Source organism: Vibrio sp. LB10LO1, assembly GCF_010092875.1.
GTDB classification, from domain to species: Bacteria; Pseudomonadota; Gammaproteobacteria; order Enterobacterales; family Vibrionaceae; genus Vibrio; species Vibrio campbellii.
This window is the reverse complement of sequence record NZ_JAADJW010000040.1, coordinates 1-14,789: the sequence shown is the minus strand read 5'-3', so window position 1 is coordinate 14,789 and position 14,789 is coordinate 1. Positions and strand designations below refer to the sequence as shown.

The window sequence follows — 14,789 nt, the reverse complement described above, 5'->3', positions numbered from 1 at the left end:
AGCGAATGTTGAATTTTGCCTTGGGATGAGTATTATCCCCATTCTTCAATTTTGACTAACTTAAGAGCTGATTATCATGGCGTTTGTCGTAACCGATAACTGTATCCAATGTAAATACACTGACTGTGTCGCGGTATGCCCTGCAGATGCCTTCCACGAAGGCCCGAACTTTATGGTAATCAATCCGATTGAATGCATCGACTGTGGCTTGTGCGTGGACGAATGTGCCGCAGCCGCTATCTTCCAAGAAGACGAGCTACCAGAAGATCAAGTGATCTACAAAGAGCTCAACGCAGAACTTGCTGAAATCTGGCCGGTACAAACCGAAGTGAAGCCAGCAATGGATGAAGCGGAAAAGTGGAATGGTGTGCCAAACAAGTTGGACATGCTAGAAAAATAAGCCACAAGCAAGAGATCCCCGACTCGGTCGTCCCTCCCTCTCGAGGATGACATTCAGAGGCGGGGTAATCTTTTCGATGGGTAAACACAAACACCATCAAAATCCTTCGATGATTTACCTAGGATACGTTTAGCAACGGCACCTAGCTTCCCATTTGACCCCGATTAAAAATAGGCTCGTCATTCCCGATCGCGACGAAGGAGCTCAGTCGGGAATCTCGTTTCTCTGATCGAATGTTTCTTCTAGCTGTGTTGACGACGCATATTGTCCAGAATAATACCTGTCGCCATTGCCACGTTTAGCGACTCAGCACCACCAAACGCTGGAATAGTGATTTTATCGGTCACAAACTTCGATGCCGCCTCACGTACACCATGAGATTCACTGCCCATCAACAAAATGCCGTCTGCTGAGAATTCCGTTTTGTGCACGCTTTCACCTTCAAGGAAAGCGCCATACACCGGCAAGTTTGCATCTTCCAAGTAGCTTGGTAAATCCACTAGACTCACTTGCACACGACCAAAGCTGCCCATGGTTGCGCTAATGGTTTTCGGGTTATATGGGTCGGCACAATCCGTACTCGCGATGATGTGCTTGATACCGTACCAATCCGCAACGCGAATGATCGTACCTAGGTTGCCCGGATCAGAAACACCATCCAATGCGATCATCAAGCCTTTTGCCTGAGGCACTGTTACGTTTGGAATTTCAACCACAGCAATAGCGGCATTGTTGCTCACCAGCGTACTTGCTTTGGTTAGCTCATCCAGTGATGCCTCAATGCACTCGAAGCCATTGAGTTCATGACTGTGCTGCTCTAGAAACTCAGCGGTTGCAAAGATTTGCTTTACACTCAACGAACTGTTCGCCAATTCCAGTACATTCTTTTCACCTTGAACCAGAAATAAGCCGTGCGCTTTACGCTGCTTCTTTTGACCCAAAGCACGAAGCAGTTTTAGTTGGTTTTTTGAAATCATGAAAATATCCCAGGTGAAAATGGCATGAACTAGAGCGCCAGATTATAGAATAAAGTGAAATGAACAAAAAGAGACGCCGGAAACGAAAAAGCCTCGCTGTATAAGCGAGGCTTTTAAAGGGTGGGACCCCAGCCACATCCCGGCACACAAGTCACACGCTGCGGCTGCTTCCTTCCGGACCTGACCGAGTTCACGAGCTATTGTTGCGAGAGGACCAAGGCCCCATAATTCTGTTTTGAGAGCGTGTCTCAAATGATGTGAGGATTATTCAGCATCGCCTGTCGGATTGCAAGGGTTAAAGCGACGATTTTCTCCTTTTCACTTCCGTTTGGACAAAACTCGGTCAATTCAGCGCATTAGGTTCAAACTAGACAAGGGGTTGATTCCTTGCAAACACGAGAGGCTTGCTTACTTGAGTACATATCTTCATCTGCGAGGTGCAATGCTTGTTCAAGACTGACACTGCGCTCACGCTTAGCAGAAACACCAACTGAAATCGTTACTTGGCTTAAATCACCAAATAGCTCCTCTTTTACCTCTAAGCAGTTAAGCTCTTCTATTGCCCTAGCTAACTGCATCTCCGTCGGATAGCCGAGCAAAATAAACTCGTCACCACCAATACGATAGCTCCTACCCGTCCATACACGATGTATTTTTAGCGACAGCAACTGCAGTACCTTATCCCCAGCTCTGTGTCCGTAAGTATCATTGATTTGCTTAAATTTATTGATATCAAGGTACAAAATAGCAAGATCTTTCGGTACACCTTGGCGGTATTTCACCTGTAAAGAGCGGCGATTTCTAAGCCCAGTTAAATTGTCGGTGTTCGACTGACGGTACAAATACAAACTGACACCCAGAGCGAACACCAGCACAAAAATAAACACCGCTTGCGTTTGAGTGGCTAAGCGAACTTCGTACTCCAATGCGGTACGCCAGTCTGGCCTCAAATCGTATTGGGCAACAATCTTTTCCAGATCCAACATAGAAATCGCACGACTAAAATACGGGGCGAGAATTTTGCCACGTTCATTATTCGTTAAACCAACAGACAATTCAGACTGGTAGAACTCACCAATCGCATCATCTTGTTCAATAGGAATCAGTTCACTAAGACGCAAGAAGTGATTGAGCATCGCGGTGTCCATTGCAATGTAGTCAATTTCTCTGGCAAGTAGCGCATCCAACATCGCCTGCTGTGAATCAAAACGATTGAGTTCCTTTAATGGCAACATTTGCGTCAGCATCTGATCAAAGAAATCATCCTTCACGACACCAATGCGCTCTGATATCAATTGGGACACATGAGAATACACATTTGGCTTGTATCCAAGGCGTTTTACCATTACAGAGGTTGGTTGATAATGGTACTCAGGGAAGTAACTGAACGCACGTCGCTCACGGCTGATGGTCAGCGGTGCAAGCATATCGAACTCCCCTTCAATGAACTGGTTATACATCGATTCCCAGCTCTCGTTTGGTTTGCTGATCACCACGCAATTCAGAGCCAAGATTTCACAACTCTTAAGCACCACATCGGCGGTCATCCCCTCTACGCTCCCATCTGAGCGATAAACCACATAAGGGAAAATAGATTCAAATTTAATCGTAAACGGTTTTTCGAGATCGATAGGCAACTGCTTAATTGATTCACGTAACGCGGTTTGTCTCAGTTTGAATTGGTACAAGGCTACCTTCTCTCGCAGCAATTTCTGAACTTCTTCGCTATGAATAAAGTCAGCGAACTGTGCAAGAACTTCGAGGTGCGCGCCTTTCTGACTCACAATAGAAACGGGTTTGATTGAGATATGGTCATTCAGCAGTGTCGCATCAAACCCTTCTAATAGCATAGGCTTGAGCTGGTTGATGGCATCCACTACGCCATCAACCTTACGAGAACGAAGCAATGACACCGCCTCTTCATGCCCTTGATATGGCACTAGGAGCAACTCTGGATAGTTTTGCTGGATCAGCGCTTCGTAGATGGTGCCTTTAGGCACACCAACAACATTCGCTTCACTCAGTGTCATGCCGCTCAAACCATAAAGATAGGTGTATTCAATATTGGTTGGGCGTGAATAACTGAACTTCTGAGCGCGTTCTTGAGTGAAAGTAATATTCGCAGCGAAATCACTATCACCGCGGGCAACAGAATCTAAAATCCCATCAAAGCTCGAATAATTAACATATTCAATTGAGACATCAAATTTTTCCGCCACCGCATCAAACAGGACACGTGTAACAACATCATCCGCTTCCGTCGCTACCTTATAATGGGAGACATGCTCTGGTTCTGCTTTGAGACTCAGGCTCAATAGAAAGCAAGCAAAAACCAATAGCCTTTGAACTACTTTAACCATGACTAACGTTTCTAAAAGACCCAATATACTTGGGATTAAGATTGAATTTTTATTATTAAATACACAATAAATATGAAAGGCCGAACATATAACATCCGGCCTATTATTTCATAAACAAATCAATAGTCTGCCGCACGGGTCACTATTTAATCAGTGCGACTGCAACTATTTTATAATTCCGCTTGCTCATCACTACTACGTAAGATGTAGTCCGTCATCCAAGCGGTACCAAGTAAGCATATCCAAACCACGAATACAGGGTTAGGCACATCAATATTTGGGCTGACAACCAAGGCCGCAAAGCCGACCGTCGGTAATGTCCAGCAAAGTAGTTTCCCCCAGCGCATTGAATTTTTAATCTTCGTCAGCGCTTCCATCGACGCCAAAATACCAGTGATGCTCAGTGCAACCAGAACTGCATAAGGCAGATCAGCCAGCCACAACGGCAAGAGTAACAGTAATGACCACCAGCTATGCTTCTCTGAAGGTTTCCAATGATTTGCCGCCCACCACATGACGATCACCGAAAGGGTTTGCACCATCGTGAGCCAAGCAGAGCCATCTAACTTGCCTGCTTGCTGCGTAACCATAATACCCACTTGCAAAGTCAGCACTATCAAGCCTGCCGTAAGTAAAACACCCAACGAACTGCGGCGAGAGAAAACCACCATGAGTAAAGGGAAAAGGATCAGGACGCCCACCGATAACGCAATCGGCTGCATTGATAAGGTCACGCCATAAACAGTCATGGCGCCGAGCAGAATCAGACCTGCAAGGCCACCTTGTGGCAGTATCCACAATGCGGGAATCATTAAGGCGAGAACCGGAATCTCTCCCTCGCTCAAACTGATGGCACGAGCGCACACCACGGCAAGAAGAGTCGTAACTAGAAATTGAAGTGTCGAAAAAATCATAGCGCCTCCTGGCTTCCCCAACCAACTTGGTAACTCAACGGCATGTCAAACTGGGCATTAAAAATCGTTGAGCGGGTCTATATGTAAACTAAGCGAGAGCTTGTTTTTGTCTTTCTAACTTACTCGAATGATCAATTACGGCTCAAAAAAAGAAACAACAAAAACGGTGGAGAGAGAGATGAGCAGCAAATGATGTTAAGGAGCAAGAACTGATAGCGAAGTACAAGTCTTGTGTATTACCATTCCTTGGTAAACAACAGTGGACACTTTCAGTATGGACCAATTTTTAATGCAAATCTTTGCTGTAATTCACCAAATTCCTAACGGGCGAGTTTCGACTTACGGTGAGATCGCAAAAATGGCAGGCTATCCGGGCTACGCAAGACACGTCGGTAAAGCGCTTGGAAAGTTACCGGAAGGCAGCAAACTGCCATGGTTTCGCGTGATCAACAGTCAGGGCAAGATTTCGTTAAAAGGCCGAGACCTTGAAAGACAAAAGCAAAAGCTTGAAGCGGAAGGCATTGAAGTGTCTGAAATCGGAAAAGTGTCGCTCAGAAAATACAAATGGCAGCCTTAGGCTGCCATTTTCAAATCCATTGGGTTAACAGTTGACTATTAACGTGTACCGACCAGACGAATATTTGTTTCATGCGTTTGCTCAGCATCCGTAATCACTGGGATGCTTGTATCATTAATGAAACGTAGCTTGCCATCCACTTCGATACGAGCACGCAGGCTGTAACGGTGATTTGGTTGAATATCGTTGCTGTTGTAGCTTAGCTCAAATGCTAGAGGTACTTGTTTACCCTCTGTTTCGAACGTTTGTTTCGCAAGCACTTTTGCCGGCGCATCCGCTAAAGAAACATCTTCTAGCGCGACGGTCACAACTGCGTGTGGAGGCAGTGCGATACGCTCACGGTAAGCCACTGTACCTGTAATAGTCTTCATAGACGCCTCAGCTGATTCCATTTCTGTTGTTTGAGAAGTTTGGCAACCCACTAGTGCAGCACCGAATAGTAAAGAAGTAACAAGTAGTAGTGTTTTTTTCATAGTTTCCTCAACGGGTGTATCAATTCGCGCTAATTATAGATGGAGATTATAAAACTGTCTGCTGTACGACGATGTATTTGACAATAGTTTGACTAAGTTAGAAATTACCAAACAGTTGATTTTGTTTCATAATTGAAGCAACGATAAAAACAAGGTGAGGACACATCATGAGTAAACCATTAAGAGAGCTACTCAGCCTACTACAACTCGAAAAACTAGAAGAAGGCTTGTTCCGCGGACAAAGCGAGAACCTAGGTTTACCTCAAGTTTATGGTGGTCAGGTTATTGGACAAGCGCTATCCGCAGCGCGTTACACCGTAGAAGATGCACGCACCGTACACTCTTTCCATAGTTATTTTTTGTACCCTGGTGATCCAGAGAAACCAATCATCTATGACGTTGAGAACCTACGCGATGGCCGCAGCTTCAGCACTCGTCGAGTCAAAGCGATCCAAAATGGTCGTCCGATTTTCTACCTAACGGCGTCTTATCACGGTGATGCACCTGGGTTTGATCACCAAAACACCATGCCTGATATTCCTGGGCCAGAGCATTTCCCTTCGGAAACCGAGCTTGCAAGCCATATTGCCGAGTTCCTTCCCGAGCGCCTACGCAAAACATTCTGTGGCGAAAAGCCGATCGAAACTCGCCCGGTGAACATCGTCAATCCACTCAATCCAAAGAAAACCGAACCAAAGCAATACCTTTGGATTCGCGCTAACGGAGAGATGCCAGAGAACCAACTGATTCACCAATACCTGCTGGCCTACGCATCCGATTGGGGATTTTTGACCACCGCACTTCATCCACACGAAGTGTCACTAATGACGCCAAACTTCCAAGTCGCCACCATTGACCACTCTATCTGGTTCCATAGACCATTTAAGATGGATGAGTGGTTGCTGTACGCAATTGAAAGTCCGACAGCGAGCAATACGCGAGGCTTGGTCCGCGGTGAGATCTACAACCAGCAAGGTCACCTTGTGGCGACCGCGGTTCAGGAAGGTGTGATGCGCTTTACCAAATAACGCATCGAATTGAACTTAAGAGGAGTACCAGCGTACTCCTTTTTTGTTGGGTTGGCTCAAACCCCGTACAATGGCAGTTCGGTGGTGTATTTGATCGGCTCCATCGCAAAGGTAGAGGTCACATTGGATAAGCCTTTTACGCTGTTGACCAGTCGCTTATAGAACTCATCAAAACGCTTCATGTCTTTTACCACAACCTTCATCATGTAGTCGTACTCCCCCGCCATGCGATAAAACTCCATCACTTCAGGGAAATCACTGACCGTCGTCACGAAATGGTGATACCAATCTTCTGAGTGGTCGCTGGTTTTGAGCTGCACAAATGCAATAAACGATAAATCCAGCTTCTCAGCACTCAACAACGCCACTCGCTTCTCGATATAGCCTTCATCTTCGAGCTTTTTTAAACGCTTCCAGCAAGGTGTGGTGGTGAGATTGACTCGCTCGGCCAAGTCATTTAATGACAAGGTTCCGTCGTTTTGGAGTAAAGAAAGTAACTGTTTGTCGATTTTATCTAAGCTCATTCCTAGCCATTTCCTGATTTAGAGAAAACTTTTCTACCAAAGGTGAATAACAAAACAATAATAGCAAAGTTTTTCTCTGTAGTTATAGGTAGATTATCCCTAAAGACAAAAACAACTACCCTACAAATTTTCGAGGAGTCACGTTATGTGTACTGACCACAACTGGATCAACAATGCTGTACGCAAAATCGAAGCAGATTTTCAACGTTCAGCAGACACTCACCTATTCAAATTAGACCTACCATCTCTGGAAGGCATAGACATCTACCTAAAAGATGAAAGCACGCACCCAACAGGCTCTTTGAAGCACCGCTTGGCGCGTTCGCTATTCCTTTACGCGATTTGTAATGGTTGGGTTGGTCCAGAAACCACGGTGATCGAAGCATCATCAGGCAGTACTGCCGTTTCTGAAGCGTACTTCGCGCGCCTACTTGGTTTGCCATTTATCGCGGTTATGCCAAAAACCACAGCGCGTAAGAAAATTGAACAAATCGAATTCTACGGCGGTAAAGCACACCTTGTTGACCGCTCAGACCAAATTTATGACGAGTCTCGCCGCCTAGCGAAAGAGCTAAACGGTCACTACATGGACCAATTTACTTACGCTGAGCGTGCAACTGACTGGCGTGGTAACAACAACATCGCGAACTCAATCTTTAGCCAAATGGAGCTAGAAGATCACCCAATCCCAAGCTGGGTGGTAATGAGCCCAGGCACTGGTGGTACATCAGCAACGATTGGCCGTTTCATCCGTTACCAAAAATACGACACAAAACTGTGTGTGGTTGATCCTGATAACTCTGTGTTCTATGACTACTTCCAGTCTGGCAACGCAGACATCAAGGGCGAAAACGGCAGCAAGATCGAAGGTATCGGTCGCCCACGTGTAGAACCTAGCTTTATCGCTGGCGTTGTAGACGAAATGCGCAAAATTCCTGACGCGGCAAGTGTGGCAACAGCACATTGGTTATCTGGCTTGATTGGTCGTAAAGTTGGCGCATCGACAGGTACCAACCTATACGGCGTACTTCAGCTTGCATGTGAAATGAAGCAACGCGGTGAGACAGGCTCTATCGTGACGCTACTGTGTGACTCAGGTGAACGTTACCTTGATACTTACTACAACACTGAGTGGGTAAAAGAAAATATCGGTGACATTCAACCTTACCTAGCACAGCTTGAAACCGTTCAAGCAAAAGGTTGCGTTGAACCAGCATGTTGTAGCCCAATCACTGAATAAAATCAGACGTCAAATACAAAAACAGCCCGCTCATTTAGCGGGCTGTTTTTTATTATCTTTGAGCTAATCTAAGAAGCGCTACTTCTTCTGGCGTGCTTCAAATGCTGCCAGTTGTTCTGGTGTCGCTTTTGGTTGGTGGTTTTGTTTCCACTCATCATAGGTCATGCCGTAAACACGTTCACGAGCGTCATCGATGTCGATATCCACGCCAAGGTCTTCCGCTTCTGCCTTGTACCATTTACTGAAACAGTTACGACAGAAGCCAGCAAGGATCATAAGGTCGATGTTTTGCACGTCTTTGTTTGCATCCAAATGCGCTAATAGACGGCGAAATGTCGCAGCGTCCAGTTTGTCTTGCTCTTCTTGGGTTAGATTTTTGTATTTGAATTCAGCCACTTTACTTTCCTTTTATTTGTCTCGCAGTTCATCACATAGAAGTGAGTAAGTTTGATGGGTCTAAAATTTGCGCCATTACAACAAATTTTTCTCTAAAGCCCCCGCACTCACCCAAAAGACTGATATGATAACTGCCAGTTATCTTATTGATTAAATTAATACTAATTCTAAAAACGGTCTTTCACAAAGGTTATCGCCAAGTTATGAAAAACGCCATCCTATTATTATCTGCATTGACCATGAGTCTGCCAACTTTCGCCGCTCAAGAGCAAACCCATCAATCCTACCTATACCTAGGTACAGGTAATGTCGGCTTTGATACGCCGGATTTTGGTTCTGATCGCGACAGTGGTTGGTCAACACCTCACATTACGGTTGGCTGGGGCTATCATGTAAACCAATACCTCGCATTTGAAGGGGTACTGCGCTATTCACAAAATGAACTTAAGAATGATGCTCTAAAAACCGACTTAGACCTTCACTACTACCAAGCTGGCATGTCTGCTGTGGTCACAAGTGATAACTTGGGCGATACGCCACTTTCACTGTTTGGTCGCGTAACAGCACTTGGCACTCAAGCTGAAATGTACGTACCAAACGAACAAAAAGTAGCAGATGATACTGGCGCGCTGTTCAACATCGGTGCAGGTATCCACTGGGATATGAGTAAAGATATCTGGCTACGTGCTGAATACATTTACAACGTTGCAGACATGGGTTTTGATGACTTCTACGACAGTTATGAAGGTGTACAAGTAAGTTTGGGTAAACGCTTCTAACCAAACCTTCTAAACTGGATCTACTACTTAGAATTGAAGACAAAAAAGCCGAGGTAAACACCTCGGCTTTCTTAAATCTGTTTATTAGGGAGCAATGCTAGCCATTATTGTTCTGAAAACTTGCCGGCAGTCTCTTGCTTAACATGGCTACTTTGCTGGCCAGCATCAAGAGAGATCAGAACGCTTTGTTGGCGATCTTGAATCGCATCCGTTAACTTCGGTAATGCTGTTGTTGCCAGTAGTGCCATAGCACCTGCAACCAAAACCATTTCAACCATGTAGCTACCACGGAATTTTTTCAAGGGAACACCTCATTAGCAACGTCAGCCAAAGCATCAATCCTCGGATACCTTGCCTGCTAAGACCCGTCATTCGGTCAAACACGATGAGCGAGTCCGATGCCCCTCGAAGAAGTGGCGAAATAATAACCAATAATTATTGTTAGATCCATAAGTAGCCAGGTGAAAAACACTAAAAAAGCCGAACAAAAATCGTTCGGCTTTTCATTTCAACATCTTACTGAGATAACTTATGGATGCGCAATGCGCCCTTTCGTATCGTGACTCAGCGCTTTATTAAGCTCAGCTTCGACATGGCCAGGTGAACGCGTCTTCGCAGAGATCAAACGGTACATCGCAGGGATAACGAACAGGGTAACTAACGTCGCAAAGCCCATACCGAAGAAGATAACGGTACCAACAGCCACACGGCTTTCATAACCCGCACCAGTCGACATAATCAGTGGAATCGCACCAGCCAAAGTAGTAAATGCTGTCATCATGATCGGGCGTAGACGACGTGCTGCCGCATCCGTAATCGCTTTTTCAAACTCAATGCCGCGGTCACGCAACTGGTTAGCAAACTCAACGATCAAAATGCCGTTCTTGGTTACCATACCGATCAACATGATCATGCCGATCTGACTGTAGATGTTCATCCCTTGGCCCATCACCACCAAACCGAGGAAGCCACCAAATACGCCCATCGGTACAGTGAACATTACCACCAGAGGGTTAACGAAGCTTTCGAACTGCGCTGCTAGTACTAAATACGCCACTAACAGTGCTAATGCGAATACGACCGCTACGCTAGCTTGATTCTCTTTGAAGTCTTTTGATTCACCAGAGTAACTCACTGAAATATCACCCGGGAGGTTATCAATCGCTTCTTGATCAAGGAAGTCCAATGCCTCACCCAGAGTGTAGCCTTCCGACAAGTTCGCAGTGATAGTGATCGACTTCTGCTTGTTGTAGTGAGACAAACGAATCGAGGCCGCCACTTCTTCAATCTTGGTTACCGTGTCCAATGTCACCAGCTCACCGCTCGTGGTTCGCAAGTATATCTGGCTCAAATCTGCCGCGTTGTTGAAGCTGTTTTCATCACCGCGTAGGTAAACATCATACTCTTCACCGCGATCGACATAAGTGGTTTCACTCTTACCACCAAGCATGATTTCTAGCGTTTCAGAGATGTCTTGAACACTCACACCAAGTTCTGCGGCACGACGCTTATCAACCGAGACTAATAGTTCTGGTGTTTTCTCAGAGTAATCGATCTCCGCACCTTCCATCATTGGTGATTCTTCAGCCTTGTTCTTAAGCATTTCCGCCCAGACTAAAAGCTCATCGTAATCCGAGCCGCCAAGCACGAACTGCACTGGCTCACTCGAACCACCGCGGAAACCCGGCATGAATGGGAAAACACGAACATCAGGAATGCCAGCCAATGACTTACGTACTTGGTTCAGCGCTTCTTGTGCAGTGACGTCACGTTCGTTCCAATCTTCAAGGATCATGATAACGAAACCCGTTTGGTCACCCGCTTGGCCACCGAACGCAGGCGTTTGGATGCTGAATGATTTCAGGAAACCCTGGCCTAAAAGCGGCATCAAACGATCTTCTACGATGTCCATGTTTGCCGACATACGGTTGTATGACGTTGCATCCGCACCACGTACGAAGGCAAAGATGACACCACGGTCTTCTTGTGGGGTTAACTGTGCCGGTACTTGATTCATCAAGCCGTAGCTGCCGCCCATACACGCAACGATAACCAAAGGTGCCGCCCAACGAACTTTCAACGCCCCGCGCAGCGCTTTGCGGTAACCCGCTTCCAACTTAGCAAACAATTTATCAACCGCTTGGTTAAATCGATTAGGTTTCACGTTCGCTTTGAGGATCTGGCTGCCTAGAACAGGTGTAAGTGTCAGGGCAATCAGTGACGAGAAGATCACCGACATAGCGAGCAATACAGAGAACTCAGTAAACAGCAAACCGACCATGCCATCCATAAAGGAAATCGGCAGGAATACCATCACAAGAACCAACGTGGTTGCGATAACCGCGAAGCCTACTTCTCGCGTACCTTTATAAGCCGCCAATAATGGTGATTCACCACGCTCAATATGGTGGAAGATGTTCTCTACTACTACGATGGCATCGTCCACAACCAGACCGATAGACAAGATCAGCGCCATCAAAGTAATCAGGTTGATAGAGAAGCCAAAGTAGTAAGCCGCAATGAACGAGGAAATCAGTGAAACGGGTACGGTCACTGCCGGAATAAGGGTCGCACGCGCCTGACCGATGAAGATGTACAGAACCAGAATTACCAGACCACCGGTAATAAAGAGGGTGCTATAAACCTCGTCAATCGAACGTTCGATAAAAACGGTAGCATCGTAGTCAATCGCAAGACGAGTCCCATCCGGCAGGAACTTCTGAATCTTATCGACTTCAGAGCGTACCGACTGCGCCACTTCTAGCGGGTTTGCATCAGACTGAGGCACCACACCTAAGCTGATGTTAACCACACCATCACTCTTAAAGGTCGAGTTTTCGTTTTCTGCACCAATGAACACATCCGCTACGTCTTTTAAATAAATAGGCGTGTTATCACTTGCGCGTTTCACCACGAGATATTGGAAATCTTCTGGCGTGTTGTAAGTACGTGCGGTTCGCACCGACATTACAGTTGAGTCATTACGAACTTCACCACCTGGGCTTTCTAAGTTTTCACTTCGAAGTGCAGAGGTAATGTCAGATGCCGTGACCGAGCGCCCCGCCATCAAATCTGGCTTGAGCTTGACGTACATCACTTTATACAAACCACCAGACAGATCGATGGAGCTAACACCCGAGATCAGACTGAAGCGATCCATCAGGACACGCTCGGCGTAATCAGTCAGCTGAGTACGGTCCATCTCAGACGAGCTAAGGTTAATATAGAGGGAGGCTTCACCCGAACCGTTGTTCTTGAATACTACAGGGTCGTCGGCTTCATCCGGTAATGAACGTTGAGCTCGAGCAACCGCATCACGCACATCACTGACACCGGTATTGAGGTCATAGCCCAATTCAAAGGTGATAGTAATACGCGACATGCTGTTTCGCGTGGTGGAACTGATTTCATCGATACCGCTGATACCCGAAAGTTGATCTTCCAGTACCGACGTAATTTGACTTTCAATAATGGTTGCAGAAGCGCCTTCGTAACGAGTACTGATCGATACAACCGGGCTTTCGATGTCTGGCATTTCACGTACTGCAAGCTTGGTAAACGACACAAAACCGAATACGCACAGCAGCATGCTCAATACCAACGCCGCAACGGGGCGCTTAACGGAAACGTCAGAAAGTAACATTAGTTCGCTTCCTTAGCCGCTTCGTCTTGCGAGCCTTTCACACTCTTCTCACCATTTGCGTCGGCCGTTTTCGCTTTACCAGGTGCGACGATCTCTTTGACTTCAACACCATCGCGCATGTTCACAATGCCTTGCACAACGATCTTGTCACCGATCTCTACACCAGATTCAATCACAACTTCGTTGTCGACACGTGCTCCAAGGAACACTTCTTGACGCTTCGCCTTATTGTTTTCATCAATCACGTAAACAAAGCGTTTCGTGCCTGAGTATTCCAAGGCTTGAACTGGGATAATTGGCGCTTCAATAGCAGGGAATACGAGGGCCGCTTGCATCAACATGCCCGGCTTCAGGTGATTTTCAGGGTTGTCGAATTCAATACGGATACGAAGGTTCAAAGTTTCCGCACTGATACGAGTATCGATCCCCGTTACTTTACCGACGAAGTCCAAACCACTCCACGCACTGGTGGTCGCATGTACATCCATTCCTACCGATAGCATAGAGAGATAGCGCTCCGGAACTTGGAGATCCAATTCCATCACCGATAGGTCATCCAGAGTGAGTAGCTCTGAGCCTGCGCTGACCATTTTTCCTCGGCTAAAATCGATAAAACCAACGGTACCGGCAAAAGGTGCACTGATATTTAGATCCGATAAATTGGCTTTCGCTGCGTCAAGACGTGCGTCGGCAATCTCTACGCTCGCTTTTTGTGCATCAATTTCAGTTTGAGTGATGGCATTACGTTTAACCAAACGCTGAAACTCTTTTAACTTACGTTGTTCATCTTTCAGGTACGCTTTTGCTTCTATTAAAGCTGCTTGTGCTTTATCGTCGTTTAAAAGAATAAGAAGCTGGTCTTGTTGCACGTTTTGGTTGGCTTTTACGGCGATCTCTTTCACCTTGCCTGAAACCTCAGAAGCAACAACCACCGACTCTGCAGCTTCAAGCTTGCCGATCAGTGATAAAGACTGGTTGATTTGATGCGTCTCTACTTGCTCAGTTACCACGGTAACTGTCGATGGACCACGTTTTGCTGCAAAAGCGGCTGGTGATGCCATTAAAATAGAAAGCGTTAAAATGGAAAAAGTGGCTCTCATACTCATAATTTTGGCTACTAATTAGATAAACTTATGTCATTAAACTGAATACAGTTTATCAGTTGATACGACGCCTAACGTCAAGTAGTGTAAATTCAAGTAAAAAGTCAGTTTCTCTTTTGTATAAACGACATACAAAACGCTGACTTTCTGCCATCTTTGCCCAAAAAGGCAGCATTCAACGTAAAAACGTAAGAAAAACGCTTTACAGCCGGAGCGAGTTTGCTATGATGCGCTCCGCACTTGAGAGATGTGTTGGGAAAACAAATCTTAAGTATAAAAATACCCTGGAGGGGTTCCCGAGTGGCCAAAGGGAGCAGACTGTAAATCTGCCGGCACTGCCTTCGATGGTTCGAATCCGTCCCCCTCCACCATATT

Annotated in this window: 14 protein-coding genes, 1 tRNA gene and 1 other RNA gene; 6 read left to right on the top strand and 10 right to left on the bottom strand. The window is 46.0% G+C overall.

Translation table 11 applies throughout. The annotated features are described in order from the left end of the window. The first annotated feature begins 76 nt into the window (after nucleotides 1-76). On the top strand, nucleotides 77-400 hold the full coding sequence (gene fdxA / locus GXP65_RS21395) for a ferredoxin FdxA (protein WP_005431654.1): 324 nt from the start codon (nucleotides 77-79) through the stop codon (nucleotides 398-400). A 242-nt stretch (nucleotides 401-642) separates the two neighbouring features. Here the strand turns inward: fdxA and GXP65_RS21390 are convergent, their stop codons facing one another. The 4 genes from GXP65_RS21390 to GXP65_RS21375 all read right to left on the bottom strand — a co-directional run bounded on the left by GXP65_RS21390 (nucleotide 643) and on the right by GXP65_RS21375 (nucleotide 4,651). Further along, nucleotides 643-1,377: an RNA methyltransferase gene (locus tag GXP65_RS21390; protein WP_005532025.1), complete on the bottom strand. Its 735-nt coding sequence runs from the start codon at nucleotides 1,375-1,377 to the stop codon at nucleotides 643-645. Between the two features lie 123 nt (nucleotides 1,378-1,500). Next, an RNA gene (gene ffs, locus GXP65_RS21385) (signal recognition particle sRNA small type) lies at nucleotides 1,501-1,597 on the bottom strand. Between the two features lie 142 nt (nucleotides 1,598-1,739). Continuing rightward, the gene (locus tag GXP65_RS21380) at nucleotides 1,740-3,737 is read right to left on the bottom strand and encodes a GGDEF domain-containing protein (protein ID WP_162093686.1); all 1,998 of its coding nucleotides are present in this window, start codon (nucleotides 3,735-3,737) and stop codon (nucleotides 1,740-1,742) included. A 170-nt stretch (nucleotides 3,738-3,907) separates the two neighbouring features. Next, the gene (locus GXP65_RS21375) at nucleotides 3,908-4,651 is read right to left on the bottom strand and encodes a hypothetical protein (RefSeq protein ID WP_045373240.1); all 744 of its coding nucleotides are present in this window, start codon (nucleotides 4,649-4,651) and stop codon (nucleotides 3,908-3,910) included. Nucleotides 4,652-4,925: 274 nt separating this feature from the next. Between GXP65_RS21375 and GXP65_RS21370 the strand changes: the two genes are divergently transcribed. Then, complete coding sequence (locus GXP65_RS21370) at nucleotides 4,926-5,228, top strand: DNA base-flipping protein (RefSeq protein ID WP_162093685.1); 303 nt, start codon at nucleotides 4,926-4,928, stop codon at nucleotides 5,226-5,228. 38 nt (nucleotides 5,229-5,266) lie between these two features. Here the strand turns inward: GXP65_RS21370 and GXP65_RS21365 are convergent, their stop codons facing one another. Next, complete coding sequence (locus tag GXP65_RS21365; protein WP_162093684.1) at nucleotides 5,267-5,701, bottom strand: YbaY family lipoprotein; 435 nt, start codon at nucleotides 5,699-5,701, stop codon at nucleotides 5,267-5,269. 167 nt (nucleotides 5,702-5,868) lie between these two features. Here GXP65_RS21365 and tesB point away from each other — a divergent pair, with 167 nt between their 5' ends. After that, nucleotides 5,869-6,729 carry an acyl-CoA thioesterase II gene (tesB, locus tag GXP65_RS21360; protein ID WP_038891543.1) on the top strand — a complete coding sequence of 287 codons (861 nt, stop codon included), beginning with the start codon at nucleotides 5,869-5,871 and terminating at the stop codon, nucleotides 6,727-6,729. A 56-nt stretch (nucleotides 6,730-6,785) separates the two neighbouring features. Here the strand turns inward: tesB and GXP65_RS21355 are convergent, their stop codons facing one another. Further along, a complete protein-coding gene (locus GXP65_RS21355) occupies nucleotides 6,786-7,253 on the bottom strand; it encodes an Lrp/AsnC family transcriptional regulator (RefSeq protein ID WP_005431675.1) in 468 nt (155 codons plus the stop codon). A gap of 145 nt (nucleotides 7,254-7,398) precedes the next feature. On the opposite strand from GXP65_RS21355, the gene GXP65_RS21350 reads away from it, so the two are divergent. Continuing rightward, on the top strand, nucleotides 7,399-8,493 hold the full coding sequence (locus GXP65_RS21350) for a PLP-dependent cysteine synthase family protein (RefSeq protein ID WP_005431662.1): 1,095 nt from the start codon (nucleotides 7,399-7,401) through the stop codon (nucleotides 8,491-8,493). Nucleotides 8,494-8,571: 78 nt separating this feature from the next. Here GXP65_RS21350 and GXP65_RS21345 read toward each other — a convergent pair whose 3' ends face one another. Beyond that, the gene (locus GXP65_RS21345; protein ID WP_005431642.1) at nucleotides 8,572-8,889 is read right to left on the bottom strand and encodes a DUF1244 domain-containing protein; all 318 of its coding nucleotides are present in this window, start codon (nucleotides 8,887-8,889) and stop codon (nucleotides 8,572-8,574) included. Between the two features lie 203 nt (nucleotides 8,890-9,092). Here GXP65_RS21345 and GXP65_RS21340 point away from each other — a divergent pair, with 203 nt between their 5' ends. Continuing rightward, a complete protein-coding gene (locus tag GXP65_RS21340; protein WP_005431656.1) occupies nucleotides 9,093-9,668 on the top strand; it encodes a porin family protein in 576 nt (191 codons plus the stop codon). Nucleotides 9,669-9,772: 104 nt separating this feature from the next. Here the strand turns inward: GXP65_RS21340 and GXP65_RS21335 are convergent, their stop codons facing one another. The 3 genes from GXP65_RS21335 to GXP65_RS21325 all read right to left on the bottom strand — a co-directional run bounded on the left by GXP65_RS21335 (nucleotide 9,773) and on the right by GXP65_RS21325 (nucleotide 14,417). Further along, nucleotides 9,773-9,970, bottom strand: a complete 198-nt coding sequence (locus GXP65_RS21335; RefSeq protein WP_162093683.1) for a type II secretion system protein — start codon at nucleotides 9,968-9,970, stop codon at nucleotides 9,773-9,775. Between the two features lie 227 nt (nucleotides 9,971-10,197). After that, nucleotides 10,198-13,311, bottom strand: a complete 3,114-nt coding sequence (vmeF, locus tag GXP65_RS21330; RefSeq protein ID WP_038891539.1) for a multidrug efflux RND transporter permease subunit VmeF — start codon at nucleotides 13,309-13,311, stop codon at nucleotides 10,198-10,200. Further along, nucleotides 13,311-14,417: an efflux RND transporter periplasmic adaptor subunit gene (locus GXP65_RS21325; protein ID WP_162093682.1), complete on the bottom strand. Its 1,107-nt coding sequence runs from the start codon at nucleotides 14,415-14,417 to the stop codon at nucleotides 13,311-13,313. The genes vmeF and GXP65_RS21325 overlap by 1 nt, the downstream gene beginning before the upstream one ends. 283 nt (nucleotides 14,418-14,700) lie before the next feature. Between GXP65_RS21325 and GXP65_RS21320 the strand changes: the two genes are divergently transcribed. Beyond that, nucleotides 14,701-14,785 (top strand) — tRNA-Tyr (locus GXP65_RS21320). Nucleotides 14,786-14,789 lie beyond the last annotated feature (4 nt).

Bases quoted from the DNA above. Each gene is read 5' to 3' on its own strand.
- fdxA (WP_005431654.1), top strand. From the start codon at position 77: ATGGCGTTTGTCGTAACCGATAACTGTATCCAATGTAAATACACTGAC.
- GXP65_RS21390 (WP_005532025.1), bottom strand. From the start codon at position 1,377: ATGATTTCAAAAAACCAACTAAAACTGCTTCGTGCTTTGGGTCAAAAG.
- GXP65_RS21380 (WP_162093686.1), bottom strand. From the start codon at position 3,737: ATGGTTAAAGTAGTTCAAAGGCTATTGGTTTTTGCTTGCTTTCTATTG.
- GXP65_RS21375 (WP_045373240.1), bottom strand. From the start codon at position 4,651: ATGATTTTTTCGACACTTCAATTTCTAGTTACGACTCTTCTTGCCGTG.
- GXP65_RS21370 (WP_162093685.1), top strand. From the start codon at position 4,926: ATGGACCAATTTTTAATGCAAATCTTTGCTGTAATTCACCAAATTCCT.
- GXP65_RS21365 (WP_162093684.1), bottom strand. From the start codon at position 5,701: ATGAAAAAAACACTACTACTTGTTACTTCTTTACTATTCGGTGCTGCA.
- tesB (WP_038891543.1), top strand. From the start codon at position 5,869: ATGAGTAAACCATTAAGAGAGCTACTCAGCCTACTACAACTCGAAAAA.
- GXP65_RS21355 (WP_005431675.1), bottom strand. From the start codon at position 7,253: ATGAGCTTAGATAAAATCGACAAACAGTTACTTTCTTTACTCCAAAAC.
- GXP65_RS21350 (WP_005431662.1), top strand. From the start codon at position 7,399: ATGTGTACTGACCACAACTGGATCAACAATGCTGTACGCAAAATCGAA.
- GXP65_RS21340 (WP_005431656.1), top strand. From the start codon at position 9,093: ATGAAAAACGCCATCCTATTATTATCTGCATTGACCATGAGTCTGCCA.
- vmeF (WP_038891539.1), bottom strand. From the start codon at position 13,311: ATGTTACTTTCTGACGTTTCCGTTAAGCGCCCCGTTGCGGCGTTGGTA.
- GXP65_RS21325 (WP_162093682.1), bottom strand. From the start codon at position 14,417: ATGAGTATGAGAGCCACTTTTTCCATTTTAACGCTTTCTATTTTAATG.